Origin of the sequence: Micromonospora sp. WMMC250, from assembly GCF_027460215.1 — a bacterium.
In the GTDB taxonomy this organism is placed as follows: Bacteria; Actinomycetota; Actinomycetes; order Mycobacteriales; family Micromonosporaceae; genus Micromonospora; species Micromonospora taraxaci.
Genome location: NZ_JAPZBJ010000002.1, coordinates 7,206,059 through 7,221,113, shown reverse-complemented (window position 1 = coordinate 7,221,113; position 15,055 = coordinate 7,206,059). Strand labels below are relative to the sequence as shown.

The following is a 15,055-nucleotide window of genomic DNA, read 5'->3' as shown; positions in this document are numbered from 1 at the left end:
GCCGTCAGTTAGACGGCGGACTACCTGCCGGCTGATCGAGGTCGACCGGGCACCGGTCGATCACCGCCGCGGCGATGTCGGTCAAAGCCGAGCGCGTCAGCTTGCTCAGCGACCGGGGATCCACCGGATCTGGGCGGGCAAGCACCGGGTCATAGGGCACCCGCACCAGATGGCCAGCCGCCTGTCGCGCCAGATGCTCGATCGCCCGTACCTCACGCGCAGTGGTGTGCGAGGTCGCCGTCACGACCACCACCGCCCCGTCCGCCACTTCGGTTAGGCCCACGGCCCGCAGGTGCGCCAGCAGGCGCATGGTGTGTTGCAACGAATCGACCGAGGCCCGCGCGACGAGCACCGGCACGGTCGCCCAGCCCAAGGCCCGCCACGTCGGCGTGTTGTCCGCCGCCGGCAGGTCCAGCAGCGCCAGGGCGTATACCTCCCGCAGATGCCCAACCAAGCCGAACATCTCCGACCACGTCGGAGGGCGCCGTTGCGCGGTCATCTTGCTTTCACCGACCAGGACCCGAAGCCCAGTCGGCCCCGTCTGCATCAGCGGCTCCGCCACCGCCGGTTCAGCAAGCCTCTCGGCCGCGAGTGTCGCGTCCCACACCGTCGCTGAACTGCCGCGAGGCGCGCGATGCCCCAGGCCACCCCACGCTCGGCCGGTGGCGTCCACTGCAACGATCGGGGCAGGGCTGGCAAATGCCAGGATCCCGCCGAGAGCCGCCGTGAGCGTCGAACGGCCAGTACCGCCGTCTGCCGAGGACACGCAGACCAGCGGGCAGCCGGCACGTAGCGCCGCCGCGCGCAGCCACAGGGTCTCCACTCGGCTACCCGCGCCAAACTCGCGGGGAATCTCCCGGGGTCCGGTCGCCGGGCTTTGTTCCCACCAGTGCCCAGCGTCCTCTCGGGCTTGCGCGGACTCTTTTGCAATCGAGGGCCGTGCTGGCGGGACGGGTGTAGCCCGTTCCGCCAGCTCCCCCCGCCCGCTGGCACCGGGAACCTCGGCAGAGGTTTCGGTGCCAGCGGGCCGGCCGGCCCGCCCGTTTGCTGCGTCCACGATCGCCTCCCCCAAGGCTTGTCGAACGGCACAGGCCAACGCCGGGCTTGCCCGACGCGGACCAGTCCCCCGTTACCGTCACGACCTGAACGTTGACCACACGAGCAGGCCAGCGGAGACCGCGTTGCCGCGCGGCTTCGCGACCCCCGCAGAACGAATCGGGGCCTCAGACCCCCTCCAACGAGGCCAACCGATGCGCTACCGTCTACCTGCATAGATTTGGTTTTGCAGCCATATCTATGTGGCTTCGGCACAGAGAGCTAAGCACACATCACGCGGAACTTCCACATATAGTTGGGATCCGACCACTTATAGTTGGAGTCTGGTGCCATGGGGGGACCAAGCGAGCGGCCACAACGTGGCACGAGCTCGGCGCTAGTCAGAGACAGGCTTCGAGAGTTGTACGCGCTCAAGCGCCCGGGTAAGGGGCCCTACACCGATGCCGAAGTAGCTCAGGCCCTCACCGCCAAGGGCCATCGCATCTCCGAGGAGACCGTACGGCGACTGCGGACTGCAGAGCACTCCAACCCGACGGCCTCAACGCTGACAGCGCTCGCCGAGTTCTTCGAGGTCAAACCAGGCCACTTTCTGGACCCCTCGGGGGACGACGCAGACGTACCCGACCCGAAGGTTCAGGTGATGATGCGCTCCATCCAAGACCTGTCGCCCGAGGGACGCGAGGGCATCGCCGCAATCATCCAAAACGTCTTGAGGATGGAGCAAGCCGCGCAGACCCCCCCTAAGCGGAAGCCAACGAAGCTTGATCCCAAGACCGAGTGACCCGCCCAAACCCCACTGAGGACTAGCAGGCGGACGTACGCCACAGTCGCCGCACTACGCGCCGGCGGCAACAGCCAGGCGAGACGCGTACTGGTTTCCGCTATCCACAACGGGTCGAACTAACTGGACCAACCGACTCGCCCCGCAGCCACAATCTGGCACCGGCAAGCCCGCACCCTCTGTACCGCGACGACTCACCGCGCGCCCGCGGTGACTTCGGGCTGCGCGTGTGCAGTTGCCACCCTGCCCGAATCACGAACCGAACCAGCCAATGGTGGCCGCATCTCCACGTACGCCAAAGCCGCAGGTCACCGTCGCCGCCAACACCTCGACAGCGCATGACGAGCAGGTTCATGCCTGGCCAGAGCCCAGGTTCGTCGCTAGCGTCACGAGGCTCCGATGCCAGACGGCGTCAAGAGCTACCGGTGAATACCACGGCCGGAAGGGGCGTATCGCATGGTAGATCGATGGGCCGTAGAGCGTGCGGTTCGAGACGCTGACTGTTGCCTCAGTCCTTCCGGGCGCCACCTTATCCTGACGCTCTTGACCTGGACCGATACGGCAACTGCGGTGATCCCTCCACAATTCACGCCGAGCTTGACCGACCTGGAACATGCCACAGGTTTGGCCCGCTCCACCATCGGCGTCTGGCTGAACCGACTTGAGAAGTTGGGCTGGGTCATCCGGTTCAGGCCGAAAGTGGAAGACGCCCGCCGCAAAAAGGCGCGGACCGCCTATCGCCTTCGAGTTCCGACGGGCTCAGGGGTTGGTACGGCCACAGGACCACGGCTAGTCCGACAGCCGGACGCATCTAGTACGGCTGTCGGACTGGATCCAAACAACAAACATCGTCCCACCGCGCGAGGCTCATCGAACACCCGCCCAAGTCACTCCTACACCCCGGGAGCCAATGGCTACTGCTCTTATCCCGATTGCGGTAAGTCCGCGCCGCTTCATTGAGTTAGATGAACCGGCCGTTCGGAACACCACCAGGGCGGGGTTTAATGACAGGATGCCCAATTAACTACTGGGCCCCTACTTGCACTTCCATACCGCCGACAGATCCCGCGGTGGGGTCCGGCCCCGCAAGGCCGGGCCCCACCGGATGACTAGACTAGAGGGTGTGGCTCGTTGGTAAGCGCCGACAGGGCAGCGGCGATTTCCGGCAATGAAGCTCTCACATAGGTGGTTGTCGTGCCGGCGTCACCGCCACCCTCTGAATGGCCGGCGTAGGCTCTCGCGATAGCGTAGCCAAAGTTCCTTTCCACCCAGGTCAAAGTAGTGTGACGTAACCAGTGGGTGCTGATCTGTTGCACGTAGACCCACGGCAGGTGCTCGCCGATGCGTACCCACAGATGGTCGTAGCGCCGGTACGTGATGGGCTCACCGTCCCGATAGCGCAGCAACTGTCCCGCCTCCGTCGCGCCCCGCTCCTCAGCATGCCGCTGCAGGTATCTCATCAGCGTCGGGGAAACTGGTTGCCAACGTACCGAATCGCCCTTCTCTCGGAGCAGAATCAGACACTGATCCGGATCAAGGTCAACCGGACGGAGCGCCAAAGCTCCACCGCGCCGACACGCCGTTTCGGTGTGCAACCGCAAGAGCAAGGTGTCGAGAGCCGGGTCGTTACCCGTGCTGGCCGCGACCTCATTGATCTCGGCCAGTCGCGTGTCCGCCACCGCTCGCCGCGTGCTTGGCAAACGTCGCGGCTTCGCCACCTTTAGCGCAGGGTTGTCGGATGCTGCAATGAAACCGTCGGCGACTGCTCTCTTGTAGAGACACCGCAAGGCGGCAATCAGATGCTCCGCCGCGCTTCGGCCTCCACGTGCATTTCGCCGGGCCACAACGTGCGTCTTGACGTACTCCGCCAACTTCTCAATCTCCGAAGGCGTGGGCTCGTCCAGCCTGCATTCTCCCCAGTGCTCCACCACGCGGTTCCAGTAGGAGCCATAGGCACGCCGCGTACCCGCCGACACCGCAGCCGCCACCACGGGAACGTATTCGGCGAAGGTCGGCGACGGAGGCCGAACCACGGCAGCGTCCAAAAGGTCGGCAGGCGAGATGCCCATCCGAGCAAGAAGGAGCCGAGCCGCTGCCACCTCAGCTTGGCTCGCCGATGCGTCACTCACGCTCGCCCCCGAAGACCGCATCGTGAGCCTGCCCGATCATCTCGTCGATCTTTGCCGGCGGATGAACCACCAGGCGGTTGCTGGCTGATTCAGCCACGATGAGTACGCGGTCGCCGGCGGCGAGGCCGCACCATTGACGGACCACTGCCGGCAGTCGGACGTGGCCTTCCTTCGTCACCTTAAAGACGCCTTGCTTGTCAGCTGATACGACAATCAGCCCTCGACGCTCCCGAATGCTCAGTCGCAATCCGGGGGTCCACTGGAGTTCCTTCATCGCGCACCGGTCGGCGATCCGACCACGCGAGTCGAGCGTCGCCACACCGTAGACAGCCGCACTGCTTCGGGTGGCGGCAAGACTCGGAAGTGGTAGCGGAGGACGCCTCATGGCCGCCGCAGGGGCGCCATGAGCAACGCGCACGCCAGACGCTAGACCCGGCAGAACAACGGCGGGAATCACTGACGAGCCGCCGCCCGTCATCGCGGAGCTCGCCCGCCGCTGGTCACTGGGAGTAGCCCCAGACGCGGCATCGGATGGGTTTCGGCGGTGGTCAAGCATCCTTGACCACCGCTACGTCTACGTCGCACATATGAGACGTACTGGTGTCCGAGGGGGGACTTGAACCCCCACGCCCTATACGGGCACTAGCACCTCAAGCTAGCGCGTCTGCCATTCCGCCACCCGGACCTACACGTTGAGCCTACCTTGCCGACCAGATGATCTTTCCATCTGATGTCGGTATGGCGGGCCGCACGGGGAGTTACTGTACACGCCGCTCGTGGATCATGCACGTCGCCTTCCGCTGTCCCGGTCTCGGCGCTCGCGCCACTGGTCAAACGGCCTGTCAGTGCCTCACCGACACAGCACCCACGCGTGTCCGGGTAGCGTCCGGCGGCCCTCTGGCGGCAGCATTGCCACGTGTCCCATCCCTCCCCCTTCGCAGCCGTCCAGCACCGGGCCCTCGCCCTGCGCGCCGCTGGCGATCTCAGCGCCGCCCGGCAGCTGCTCGCGGAGGCTGTCGGGTCCCCTCCCCCGCCGTACTCCGACGATCACCCCGAGGTGCTGCACACCGCGCATCTGCTGGCCCGGCTGCACCGGGAGGCGGATGATCCGCTCGGCTCCCGCCGGGTGTTGGAGGAGGCGTTCGCGGCGGGCGAGCGGCGGTGGGAGCACTCCGACCCGGTCCTGCTCGCGATCGCCTTCGAACTCGCCGAGGTAGCCGAGGAACTGGGCAACCGGCACGAGGCCCGCCGCAACTACACCCGCGTGGCCACCGCCGGCCCTGCGGTGCTCGGGGAGCACCACCCGGTGGTACGCGCCGCCCGCGACTACCTCGGCCTGTCCGCGTCGACCCCGACTGAACAGCACAAACCGTCGCCGACGTCCGGCCCGGAGCCGGTCAGCGCGCCGCCCGATTCCGGTGCCCGGGCGGCGCTGTCGGGGCCGACGCTGTCCCTGGCGACCCTCGCCGCGATGCGCCCCTCCGAAGGCGGCCCGGTGGCCACCACCTCACCCTGGGCGCCGCCGCAACCGCCAGCGACACCCCGGGCAACCCCGCCAGGGGTACGCACACCCGCCGCACCCAGCGACGCCACGGCCCCGGCTCCGGCGCCTCAGGTTCAGCCCATCCAGCCGACAACCACCCCGCCGATCCGCTCCGGCCCGTCGGCACCCTCCATGGCCCCGCCGTCGCAACCCGGACCTTCTCCTACGGCGAGCCAGCCGCCCGGCCCGACGGCCGACAGCCAGCAGTCCAGGTCGGGCACCAAGGTCCACCCGCCCGCGCCGACGTCCGAAAGCCAGCCGGCCAGACCGACGACGGAGGGCCGACCGGCCAGGCCGACGGCCGAAAGTCAACTGCCCAGGCCCAGGGCCGAGAGCCAGCCGTTGCCGTCATCCGAGCAGCGGCCACCACGTCGACCACCGACCGGGCCTCCTGTGACGCCGCGTCAGCGGGTCGGTGACCCTCCGACCGTCGACCCCACAGTCCAGCCGGCGGCTCCTCCTGCCCCGACACCTGCACCCCGTTGGGACGATCCCACGATCCAGGTACGGCAGATCGAGCCCCTGCTCGCCGAGGAAGCCGCCCGAACCCGAGCGGGAGTCAGCCCGACCGGAGCGAACGCCCCCGACGACGCGCCCGGCGTCGAGGCGACCCGGCCGGGCGGGTCGTTGCCGACCAGCAATCACCCGGGTCCGGTCCGACCGGCTGGCGGCGCACCGGCCCAACCAGTCAGCGCGCCACCCGCTCCCCCACAGCCGATCTCCGCACCACCCGGCCACATGCACCCGACGTCCGCACCACCCGCGCACACCCACCCGATCTCCGCACCACCCGGCCACATGCACCCGACGTCCGCACCACCCGCGCACACCCACCCCGTCTCCGCGCCTCCCATCTCCGCCCCTCCGACGAGCGCACCGCCCGCTCCCCGGCAGCCGGTCTCCGGACCCCCACAGAGGGCGACACCAACCCCCGCGCCTTCCAGCGCCGCGCCTTCCGTACCCCCGTGGGGGTTGACCGCGCCGCCGTGGAGCCGCAGCGGCCCGCCGCTGTCGAATACCGACGCCGACGTCGCTGACCCGCCCGCTGCGGACGCCGGGGCCACCGGCGGGGGCGGCGAGTCCGGGCTGGACATCTTCGAGGCCGCGCCGGCGCCAACGCAGCGGGCCCGGGTCTCGGCGTCCGACGAGACGGTGGTGTTCCCGGCCGTCGCGCCGAGCAGCGGCCCGCCCAGCGGTTACGGCGGTCCGAGCCACCCTGTCACCGCTCAGGAGCCGGTCGTCGCCCAGCCGGGATCTGCCGCCGCGCCACCGCGCCCCGCCGCGACGCCGGTCGAGCCGACCCCGGCGGCCTGGTCACCGGCCAGTGGTGCAGCAGGGCCGCTACCGGCACCGCAGCACCATCAGGACTATCAGCCGACCCCGGCCGAGCAGGCCGGCTACCCGTCCCAGGAGCACTATCCGTCGCAGGAGCACTACCCGGGGCAGGCGTTGTATCCGGGCCAGCAGTACCACCAGGCGCAGGATGCGTACCGGCCGGCGTACACCGACGAGGACCGCTCGGCGGGCCGCAACCGGGCGACACTCATCGGCGCGGTGGTCGCGGCCGGGGTGGCAGTGGTGGCGGTGGCCGGGCTGGGCGCGGTGGTGCTGACCCGCGACGACCCGCCGCCCAGCGGGACGGCACCGACGGCGGTGGCACCCACGGGGGTGCCGACGGCGGCGGGCCCTCCGCCGGGGGATCTGAAGCTCCGGGACGACTCGACCACGATCACGCTGACCTGGACGGACCCGTCCGGCGGCGCGGTGCCGTTCATGGTCGCGGCCGGACGGGCCGGGCAGGCCCTCGGGGTGATGGCCACCGTGGACCCGGGCAGGACCAGTTACACGGTCAACGGGTTGAACTCCCGAGTGGATCACTGCTTCACCGTGTTGGCTGTCTACTCCACGGACAGCTTCGCGACATCGGGCCAGGTCTGCACCGCACGAGAGCGCAACGCCCCGCCGAGCGGGAAGCCCTCAGGACGACCGTCTCCGAGCTGAATCGGAGCGTGAGCCGGGCTGAGCTGGGCGTCCACAACGCACACGCTCGGTATCCACAGGGGTGACCGTGCGGGTTCCCCCGCCACCAGCAGCGCCATATGATGGCACCCGGCTCAGGGGAGGGGTTGCCGCGAGGCGCGCCACCTGCCACGACTCAGGGAAGGCAGCCGGCTGTGGCCAGCATCGACGACGCCGTACGGACTGACGCCCCCCGCTCCCGGTCCCGGCTTCGCGGCGGGCTGGTGACTGTCGGCACGGTGGCCGCTCTGCTGGCCGCCATGGGGTTGACGGTTCTCGGGTTGGGCGCGGCCGACAACGCGGTGGCCAACTACGACGCGAGTTCCTGGCTGTGGAGCGCGGCGCGCAGCGAGCTGGCCCGGGTCAACGGGGTGACCGCCCGGGTGGACACCCGCACCGAGATTCCCGGTGCCAACCGTCACCCGATGCAGGTCACCCAGACCGACCGGTTGCTGATCCTGCGCGACCTCCAGACGGGGCAGGTCAGCTCCCTGGATCTGGCGACCCTGCAACTCACCGCGACCACCAAGACGACGCCCGGCCTGGGCGTGAGTGTCGCCCTGCACGAAGATTCGGCGTTCGTGGTCGACGCCGTGCAGGGCATCGTGCGGCAGCTCGACCCGCGGTCGCTGGCCCCGGTCGGCGAGCCGGTCCGCTATCCCCCGGGCATCGCCGGCGGCACCTTCGACGGCGAGGGCCGGCTCTGGATCGCGGTGCCCAGCGAGGGCACCGTCTCGGCGATCACCGCCGCCAAGCTGCCGTCCGCGCCGGCCTCGGCCGCGCCCGACGGTGGCGGGATCAAGCCGGAGCGCGTCGAGTCGTACGACGTGGCCGAGGCGAGCCACGAGTTGGTGGTCTCCACACTGGACGACGGTGTGGCGGTGCTCGACCGTACGGCCGGCAAGCTGGTGCGCGTGCAGCGGGGCAAGGTGCACCCGACGCCGTTGACGCTGTCCGGCCCGGCCGCGCTGCCCGCGCGCACCAGTGGCCCCCGGGTTCCGGTCACCGTTCCCGCCGAACGGCGGGTGCTGGTGGTGGGTGACGGTGGGGAGGAGAAGGCGTTCACGGTGCCCGGCGAGGGGGATCGGCTCAGCGCCGCGGTGGCCTGGGCGGACCGGTTCTACTGCGCCGACGAGTCCACCGGCACGATCTACGCCTTCGACGGGGGCGGTCAGCTGGTCGAGACCATCGGCGGGCGGGCGAACGGGCCGCTGGAGCTGGAGGTCCGGGAGAACCACCTGTTCATCAACTCCCCCGACGCGGCGACCGCACGGGTGGTGGACGACAAGCACCAGGTGCGCGAGGTCGACAAGTACGCCAACGACGTGCTCGGCGGCGACCCGCCACCGGTTGCCGCGCCGCCGCCCCCGCCGAAGAAGCCCCGGGTGGGTAAGCCGAGTGCCCCGCGCAGCGTGACCGCGTCGGCCGGCAACGCGCAGGCCCGGGTGAGCTGGCGGCCGGCGGCCGCCAACGGCGCCGAGATCATCAAGTACGTGGTGGAGGGTGCCGGGAAGCGTGTGGAGGTGGGCGCGAACCAGCGTGCGGTGGAGGTCAAGGGTCTGACCAACGGCGAGACGTACCGGTTCGCGGTGCACGCCGTGAACGCCAAGGGCGACGGTCCGCCGCGCAACAGCAACCCGGTGACCCCGACCGCCGCGGTTCCGGACCCGCCGGCGAGCGTCACCGCCCAGGAACGACCCGACGGCACGGTGCTGGTGAAGTGGCCGGCCGCGAACGGGCAGGGCAACACCATCGCGAGGTACGCGGTGACGGCCAGTTCGGCGGGGACGAACGCCCCGGCCGGCGAGTCGACCAAGACGGAGCTGGTGGTGCCGGCCGGTGAGCTGGAGTACGGCACCCAGTACGCGTTCACAGTGGTGGCGGTCAACAGCAAGGGCGCCGGGTCGGCGGCCTCACCGGTGAGCAACACCGTGGTGCCCTTCGCGGCGCCGGGTCGGCCGCTCGACCTGCGGGCCGGCACTGTCGCCAACCAGCCGGGCGCGGTGACGGTGCAGTGGGCGCCGGCCGAGGCCAACGGCCGGCCGGTGACGAAGTACCTGGTGGACGTCGGTGGGCGTACCAGCGAGGTGACCGACACCCGCACGACTGTCACCGGGCTGGGCAACGGCCAGAACGTCACGGTGAAGGTGAAGGCTGTCAACGAGGCGGGGCCGGGCCCGGAGGCGACAGCCACCGCGCGCACGGTCGCCGAGCCCCGGGTCACGGTGACCGGTTCGTCGGCGACCGCCACCGGGGCGACTGTGACGTTCACTGTGGACGCTGGCGGTGGTCAGGCCACCTGCTCGTTGAGCACGACGGGTGAGCCGGCGAAGGCCGGTGCGTGTTCCAGCATCACGATGACGGGCCTGACGCCGGGCACCAACTACACGTTCACGGTGACGGCCACCAACGCCGCCGGTAAGGGCACGGCGACGAGGGCGCAGAAGACGCCGCCGCTGTACGGGGTCGCGACCTGCCGTAACGGCGCGTCCGGACCCGAGTCGACCTACTGCGACCGGGACCGTGACGGCCGCAACGGCAACGAGATCTTCTCGGTTGCCCGGCAGGACAACGACAAGCAGGTGGGATGGGCGGAGCCGGGCACCCGGCTACAGGCCTACTGCAAGAAGTCGGGCGAAGAGGTCTACGCCTACATCTACAACAACGACAAGCGCAGCACCTGGTGGGTGCAGGTCAACTACGAGGGGAAGAACTACATTCCCTGGGCCTGGCTCAACCTGGAGGGCGGCGACAACATCAACGTCCTGCCCACCTGCTGAACCACCAGCGAGGAGCACCACCGACCGTGAACACCCACGAGCCACTCACCCAGCCGGAGGTGCAGGGCTTCGCGGCCCTGGCCGCCCGGCTGGCCGAGAACGTCAACGCGGTGGTGCTCGGCAAGCCGCAGGTGGTGCGGCTGGCGCTGACCGCGCTCTTCGCGCAGGGTCACGTGCTCCTGGAGGACGTGCCCGGGGTCGGCAAGACGACCCTGGCCCGGGCCATCGCCGCCACGGTGAAGGGTGAGTGGCGGCGTATCCAGTTCACGCCCGACCTGCTCCCGTCGGACGTGTCCGGCGTGACGATCTTCAACCAGGCGACCCGGGACTTCGAGTTCCATCCGGGGCCGGTCTTCGCCAACATCGTCATCGCCGACGAGATCAACCGGGCGTCGCCGAAGACCCAGTCGGCGCTGCTGGAGGTCATGGAGGAACGCACCGTCACGGTGGACGGCGTCCGGCACCCGGTGCCGTCGCCGTTCCTGGTGGTGGCGACGCAGAACCCGGTGGAGATGGACGGCACCTACCGGCTACCCGAGGCGCAGTTGGACCGGTTCCTGGTGAAGTTGTCCGTCGGCTACCCGGACGAGGCAGTCGAGGTCGAGGTGCTGCGGGGCGCGACGGTGCGGTCGCCCGAGGCGCTCGCCCCGGTCACCGACACCGCCACCGTCGGGGAGATGGTCCGGATGGCCCGCCGGGTGCACATCGCCGAGCCGCTCTACGCGTACGCGGTCCGGCTGGCCGCCGCGACCCGTACCCACCCGCAGGTGCGCGTCGGGGTTAGCCCCCGGGGTGTGATCGCGTTGACCAGGGCGGCGTGCGCGTACGCGCTGATCGACGGGCGAGGTTGGATCATGCCGGAGGACCTCAAGGCGCTCTCCGAGGCGGTGTTCGCGCATCGGCTGCTGCTCACCCCGGACGCCCAGGTACGCGGGTTGACCGCCGGGGAGGTGCTGCGCCAGGCCATCGCCTCGGTGCCGGTGCCCCTGCCGTCGGGGCAACCCGCTCCGGTGCAGGGCTGACCGGCAGCAGCGGCATGGGGATCACCGCCCGTGGGATCGGGCTGCTCGTCGCCGCCGTCGTGCTGGTGGGTGCGGGTTTCCGTTTCGCGTACCCCGAGTTGACGTTGCTCGGTGCGGCGGCCGGCGCGGCGGTGGGCTACGCGGCGTTGGTGGCGGCCTGGCGGCCCCGGTTGACGGTGACCCGGCACGCCGACCCGGACCGGGTGGCGCGCGGCGAGTCGGCGAGCATGACGGTGACAGTGCGCAACGCCGGCCGGCTGCGGTCGGCGAACCTGTTGGCGGAGGACCGGTGCGGCGAGCGCACGGTGCCGGTTCCGGTGCTGCGCCTGCGTCCGGGGCGGGACACCGAGGTCCGCTACGAGGTGCCGACCCACCGGCGGGGGGTGGTGCCGGTGGGGCCGTTGCGGGTCACCCGACGCGACCCGCTGGGCCTGGTGGCGTTGGCCCGCCCGTACGGCGCGGTGGTGCCGGTCTGGGTGTACCCCCGGATCCACCCGCTGGCGGCCGTGCCCACCGGTGCGGGGCGCAGCCTCGACGGCCGGGTGGACGGGGTGCCGCACGGGTCGATCACGTTCGACTCGCTGCGGGAGTACGTGGTCGGCGACGAGCTGCGCCGGGTGCACTGGCGGACCAGCGCCCGGGTCGGTGAGTTGATGGTGCGGGAGAACGTGGACACCAGCCTCCCCCGCCTGGTCGTCCTGCTGGACAACCGGGTCGCGGCGCACCCGCGGCGCGTCGGTCGGGTGGCGGAGTCGTTCGAGTCGGCGTGCGAGGCGGCGGCGTCGGTGGTGACCGCCGCGCACCGCGCGGACCTGCCGGTGGTGTTGCTGTTCGTGGCCGCCGAGGCGGTGACGACCGGTGGCGAGGCCGACGGCGGGCCCGCCCTCGGGCCGCTGGACCGGCTGGCCGCCGCCGACCTGTCCGACGACGACAACGCGGTACGCGCGGCGACCACCCGACTGCGACAGGATCGGCTCGGCGACACGTTGATCTTCCTGACCGGGCCGGGTGGCCGAGACGAGCTGGGGCACGTCGGCGCGCTGCGCGGGGCGTACCCCTCGGTGGTGGTCGCGGTGTTCGGCGCGGCCGAACCGACGCCACCGGGCGCCGCGGGCCTGGTGGTGGTCGACGCGGCGGACGGCGCGCAGTTCGCCGCCGAATGGGACGGGGTACGCCGGTGGTGACGCACGTCGTGCGGGTGCTGCGGGCGGCCGTCGTCCCGGCGGCGTTGATCGGGATGACAGTGCTCGCCGGGGTGGCGCTGGGCCGGGTGTACGCGGGTGACCTGCTGACCTGGCTGGTGGGCGGCGCGGCGGCCGGTTCGGTGCTGGTCAGTGTCGCCGCCCGTCGGCTGCCGTCCTGGCTGGTGGCACCGGTCTCGGTGGCCGCGATGGCCGGCTGGACACTGTGGTCGCTGCGGTTGGCCGCCGACCACGCCGAGCTGTCCGGCAGCCTGCTGGAGGTCACCGCGGACGCCGCCCGCAACGGCATTCCCCGGCTGCTGACCGCGATGATTCCGGTGGAGCCCGCACCGGACACGGTGCTGGTGCCGGTGGTCGCCGCCTGGTTGACCGGGCTGGCGGGTGCGGAGGTGGCGCTGCGCGCCGGCCGGGTGTTGTTGGGTTACCTGCCGGCGGCGGGACTCTACGCCGCCGCCCTGTACGCGGTCGGCCCGAACGCGGAGCCGGCCGTCGGAACGACTGTGGCGTTCGTCGCGGTCGCGGCGGTCGGCCTGGCGGCACCGGGCGACACGGCACCGGCCGGCGGGGATCCGGCCGCCGACCTGGCGCCCCGGGTACGCGCGGCGGTGCGACTGCGGCTGGCCGCCAGCGCGACGCTCGGCGTGGCACTGGTGGTCGGGCTGGTCGCGCTGCTCGGCCCTCTCGTCGCCGGTCAGGTCGACGGTCGGCCGGTGGACCCACGCCGGTACGTGGAGCCGCCGCAGGTGCAGTCACTGGACGAGAACCCGCTGATCCGCATCTCCGGTTGGGCGCTGCGTCCGGAGCAGAAACTCCTCGACGTCAGCACGGAACGCGACAGCGCCCCGCCCGCACCGCCCGACGCCGCCGCGCCGGACGACGAGCCGGGAGCCGAGCCTGCGCCGGGCACCGGTGCCGGTGTGCGGATCCGGTTGGCGGTGCTCAGCGACTACGACGGGGTGACCTGGCGGGTCGGGGCGACGTACCGCAACGCGGGCCGGATCCTGCCGGCCGCCACGCCACCCGAGGACAGCACGGTGGGCACGGTCCGCCAGCAGATCACCGTGGCGGAGTTGAGCGGTCGGCTCCTCCCCGCCGTGGCGACGCCCCGGGAGGTCAGCGGCGCGCGGGTGGCGTACGACCCGGCGAGCGGGACGCTGATCCGGCCCGAGGGGTTGTCGCCGGGGCTGCGGTACGAGGTGACCTCCGCCGAGGAGCACCCGGACTCGAACCTGTTGGGCACCGCCAACGTGCCCGCCGGTGACCAGGTGGCCCGGGTGTTGCGGGTCGCCGACGGGGTGCCCGAGCCGATGCGAAAGTTGGCCGCTCAACTCGCCGAGGAGAACGGCGCACCGTTCGCGCGGGCGTTGGCGATCGAGCAGTTCCTGGCCGAGCACTACCGGGTGGTGGCGGACGCGCCGAGCGGGCACGCGTACCCGAATCTGGGTTTCTTCCTCTTCGGACCCCGCAACGGCGGCGGCCAGGAGGGCACGTCCGAGCAGTTCGCGGCGGCGTTCGCGGTGCTGGGCCGGCTGTCCGGGCTGCCGACGCGGGTGGTGGTGGGTTTCCGGACCGGCGGGCAGGGGCCGGTGTTGGCCGGCGACGCGTACGCCTGGCCGGAGGTCCTCTTCGACGGGTTGGGTTGGGTGCCGTTCGACCCGCTGCCGCGCCCGGACAACGAGCCCAGGCCGGTGGAGGAGGATTTCCGGCCGACGCCGGACGATCCGCCGCCGTCGGAGGCACCGGCGCCCACAGTGGAGCCATCCGCGTCGCCGGAGCCGGTGGCCGCCCCGGACGGGCCGCCCGGACGGGGTGGGTTGTCCACGCCGGTGCTGGTCGCCGGGGGCAGCGGCGGCCTGGTGCTGCTGGTGGGGGCGCTCCTGCTCACCCTGTTGGCGATGCGCCGCTCGTTGACCAGGAGTCGACTCGTCCAGGGTGACCCCGGCCGGCGTATCGCCGGGGCCTGGCAGGAGGTCACCGACGCGCTGCGCCTGGCCGGCCGGCCGGTCGGCGACGACCTGGCCGCCACCGAGGTGGCCGGGCACGCCCGCCAGGCCCTCGCCGACGCCCGAGCCGGCGTCACGGGCGACGGCCCACCAGGCAACGGCCCGACGGGCAGCGGCCCAACCGACGGCGGTCCGACGGGTGGCGGCCCGACGGGCGGCGGCCCGACGGGCAGCGCCCGGACCGGCAGCGGTCCGGCCGACGCAGCGCCGGCCGTCGACGAACTGGCGGCCCTGCTGAATCAGGTCGGCTTCGCCCCCGCTGCCGCGACCCCGGCCCAGGCGGCCCGGGCGGCCGAGGTGGCCACCGCCTACGTCACGACGCTGCGCGCGGCCCGCCCGTGGTGGCGCCGTCTGCTCTGGTCAATTCACCCGTCCCCCCTCCGCCGCGCCCGCCACTCCTCGCGGTGAACCGCGCCCACGCCCGCCCCTCCCCCCAGTGACCCGCGCCCACGCCCGCCGCTCCCGCGGTGATCAAGAGGTTTGCGTCAGGATGACGCCCGATGATGACGCAAAGCTCTTG

General features: G+C 71.4%; 9 protein-coding genes and 1 tRNA gene. 6 read left to right on the top strand and 4 right to left on the bottom strand.

Annotated elements, in window-relative coordinates; genetic code table 11:
* Window positions 1–4: 4 nt before the first annotated feature.
* Entirely contained in the window at window positions 5–823 is an 819-nt protein-coding gene (locus O3438_RS32850; RefSeq protein WP_269683342.1) for a MinD/ParA family ATP-binding protein, read from the bottom strand.
* A gap of 633 nt (window positions 824–1,456) precedes the next feature.
* On the opposite strand from O3438_RS32850, the gene O3438_RS32845 reads away from it, so the two are divergent.
* Window positions 1,457–1,837: a helix-turn-helix domain-containing protein gene (locus tag O3438_RS32845; RefSeq protein ID WP_269683341.1), complete on the top strand. Its 381-nt coding sequence runs from the start codon at window positions 1,457–1,459 to the stop codon at window positions 1,835–1,837.
* A 1,109-nt stretch (window positions 1,838–2,946) separates the two neighbouring features.
* Here O3438_RS32845 and O3438_RS32840 read toward each other — a convergent pair.
* The 3 genes from O3438_RS32840 to O3438_RS32830 form a co-directional block, all read right to left on the bottom strand.
* Window positions 2,947–3,966: a tyrosine-type recombinase/integrase gene (locus O3438_RS32840; protein WP_269683340.1), complete on the bottom strand. Its 1,020-nt coding sequence runs from the start codon at window positions 3,964–3,966 to the stop codon at window positions 2,947–2,949.
* Complete coding sequence (locus O3438_RS32835; protein ID WP_269683339.1) at window positions 3,959–4,285, bottom strand: AbrB/MazE/SpoVT family DNA-binding domain-containing protein; 327 nt, start codon at window positions 4,283–4,285, stop codon at window positions 3,959–3,961. Before O3438_RS32835 ends, O3438_RS32840 begins: the two co-directional genes overlap by 8 nt.
* A 279-nt stretch (window positions 4,286–4,564) precedes the next feature.
* Window positions 4,565–4,651: transfer RNA gene (locus tag O3438_RS32830), tRNA-Leu, on the bottom strand.
* A 231-nt stretch (window positions 4,652–4,882) separates the two neighbouring features.
* On the opposite strand from O3438_RS32830, the gene O3438_RS34395 reads away from it, so the two are divergent.
* The 5 genes from O3438_RS34395 (at window position 4,883) to O3438_RS32805 (ending at window position 14,943) form a co-directional block, all read left to right on the top strand.
* On the top strand, window positions 4,883–7,510 hold the full coding sequence (locus O3438_RS34395) for a hypothetical protein (protein ID WP_269683338.1): 2,628 nt from the start codon (window positions 4,883–4,885) through the stop codon (window positions 7,508–7,510).
* Between the two features lie 173 nt (window positions 7,511–7,683).
* The gene (locus tag O3438_RS32820; RefSeq protein ID WP_269683337.1) at window positions 7,684–10,308 is read left to right on the top strand and encodes a fibronectin type III domain-containing protein; all 2,625 of its coding nucleotides are present in this window, start codon (window positions 7,684–7,686) and stop codon (window positions 10,306–10,308) included.
* Between the two features lie 26 nt (window positions 10,309–10,334).
* Window positions 10,335–11,330: an AAA family ATPase gene (locus O3438_RS32815; RefSeq protein ID WP_088988698.1), complete on the top strand. Its 996-nt coding sequence runs from the start codon at window positions 10,335–10,337 to the stop codon at window positions 11,328–11,330.
* 14 nt (window positions 11,331–11,344) lie between these two features.
* Complete coding sequence (locus O3438_RS32810) at window positions 11,345–12,514, top strand: DUF58 domain-containing protein (protein WP_269683336.1); 1,170 nt, start codon at window positions 11,345–11,347, stop codon at window positions 12,512–12,514.
* Window positions 12,490–14,943 carry a DUF3488 and transglutaminase-like domain-containing protein gene (locus O3438_RS32805; RefSeq protein WP_332367484.1) on the top strand — a complete coding sequence of 818 codons (2,454 nt, stop codon included), beginning with the start codon at window positions 12,490–12,492 and terminating at the stop codon, window positions 14,941–14,943. Before O3438_RS32810 ends, O3438_RS32805 begins: the two co-directional genes overlap by 25 nt.
* Window positions 14,944–15,055: the final 112 nt, after the last annotated feature.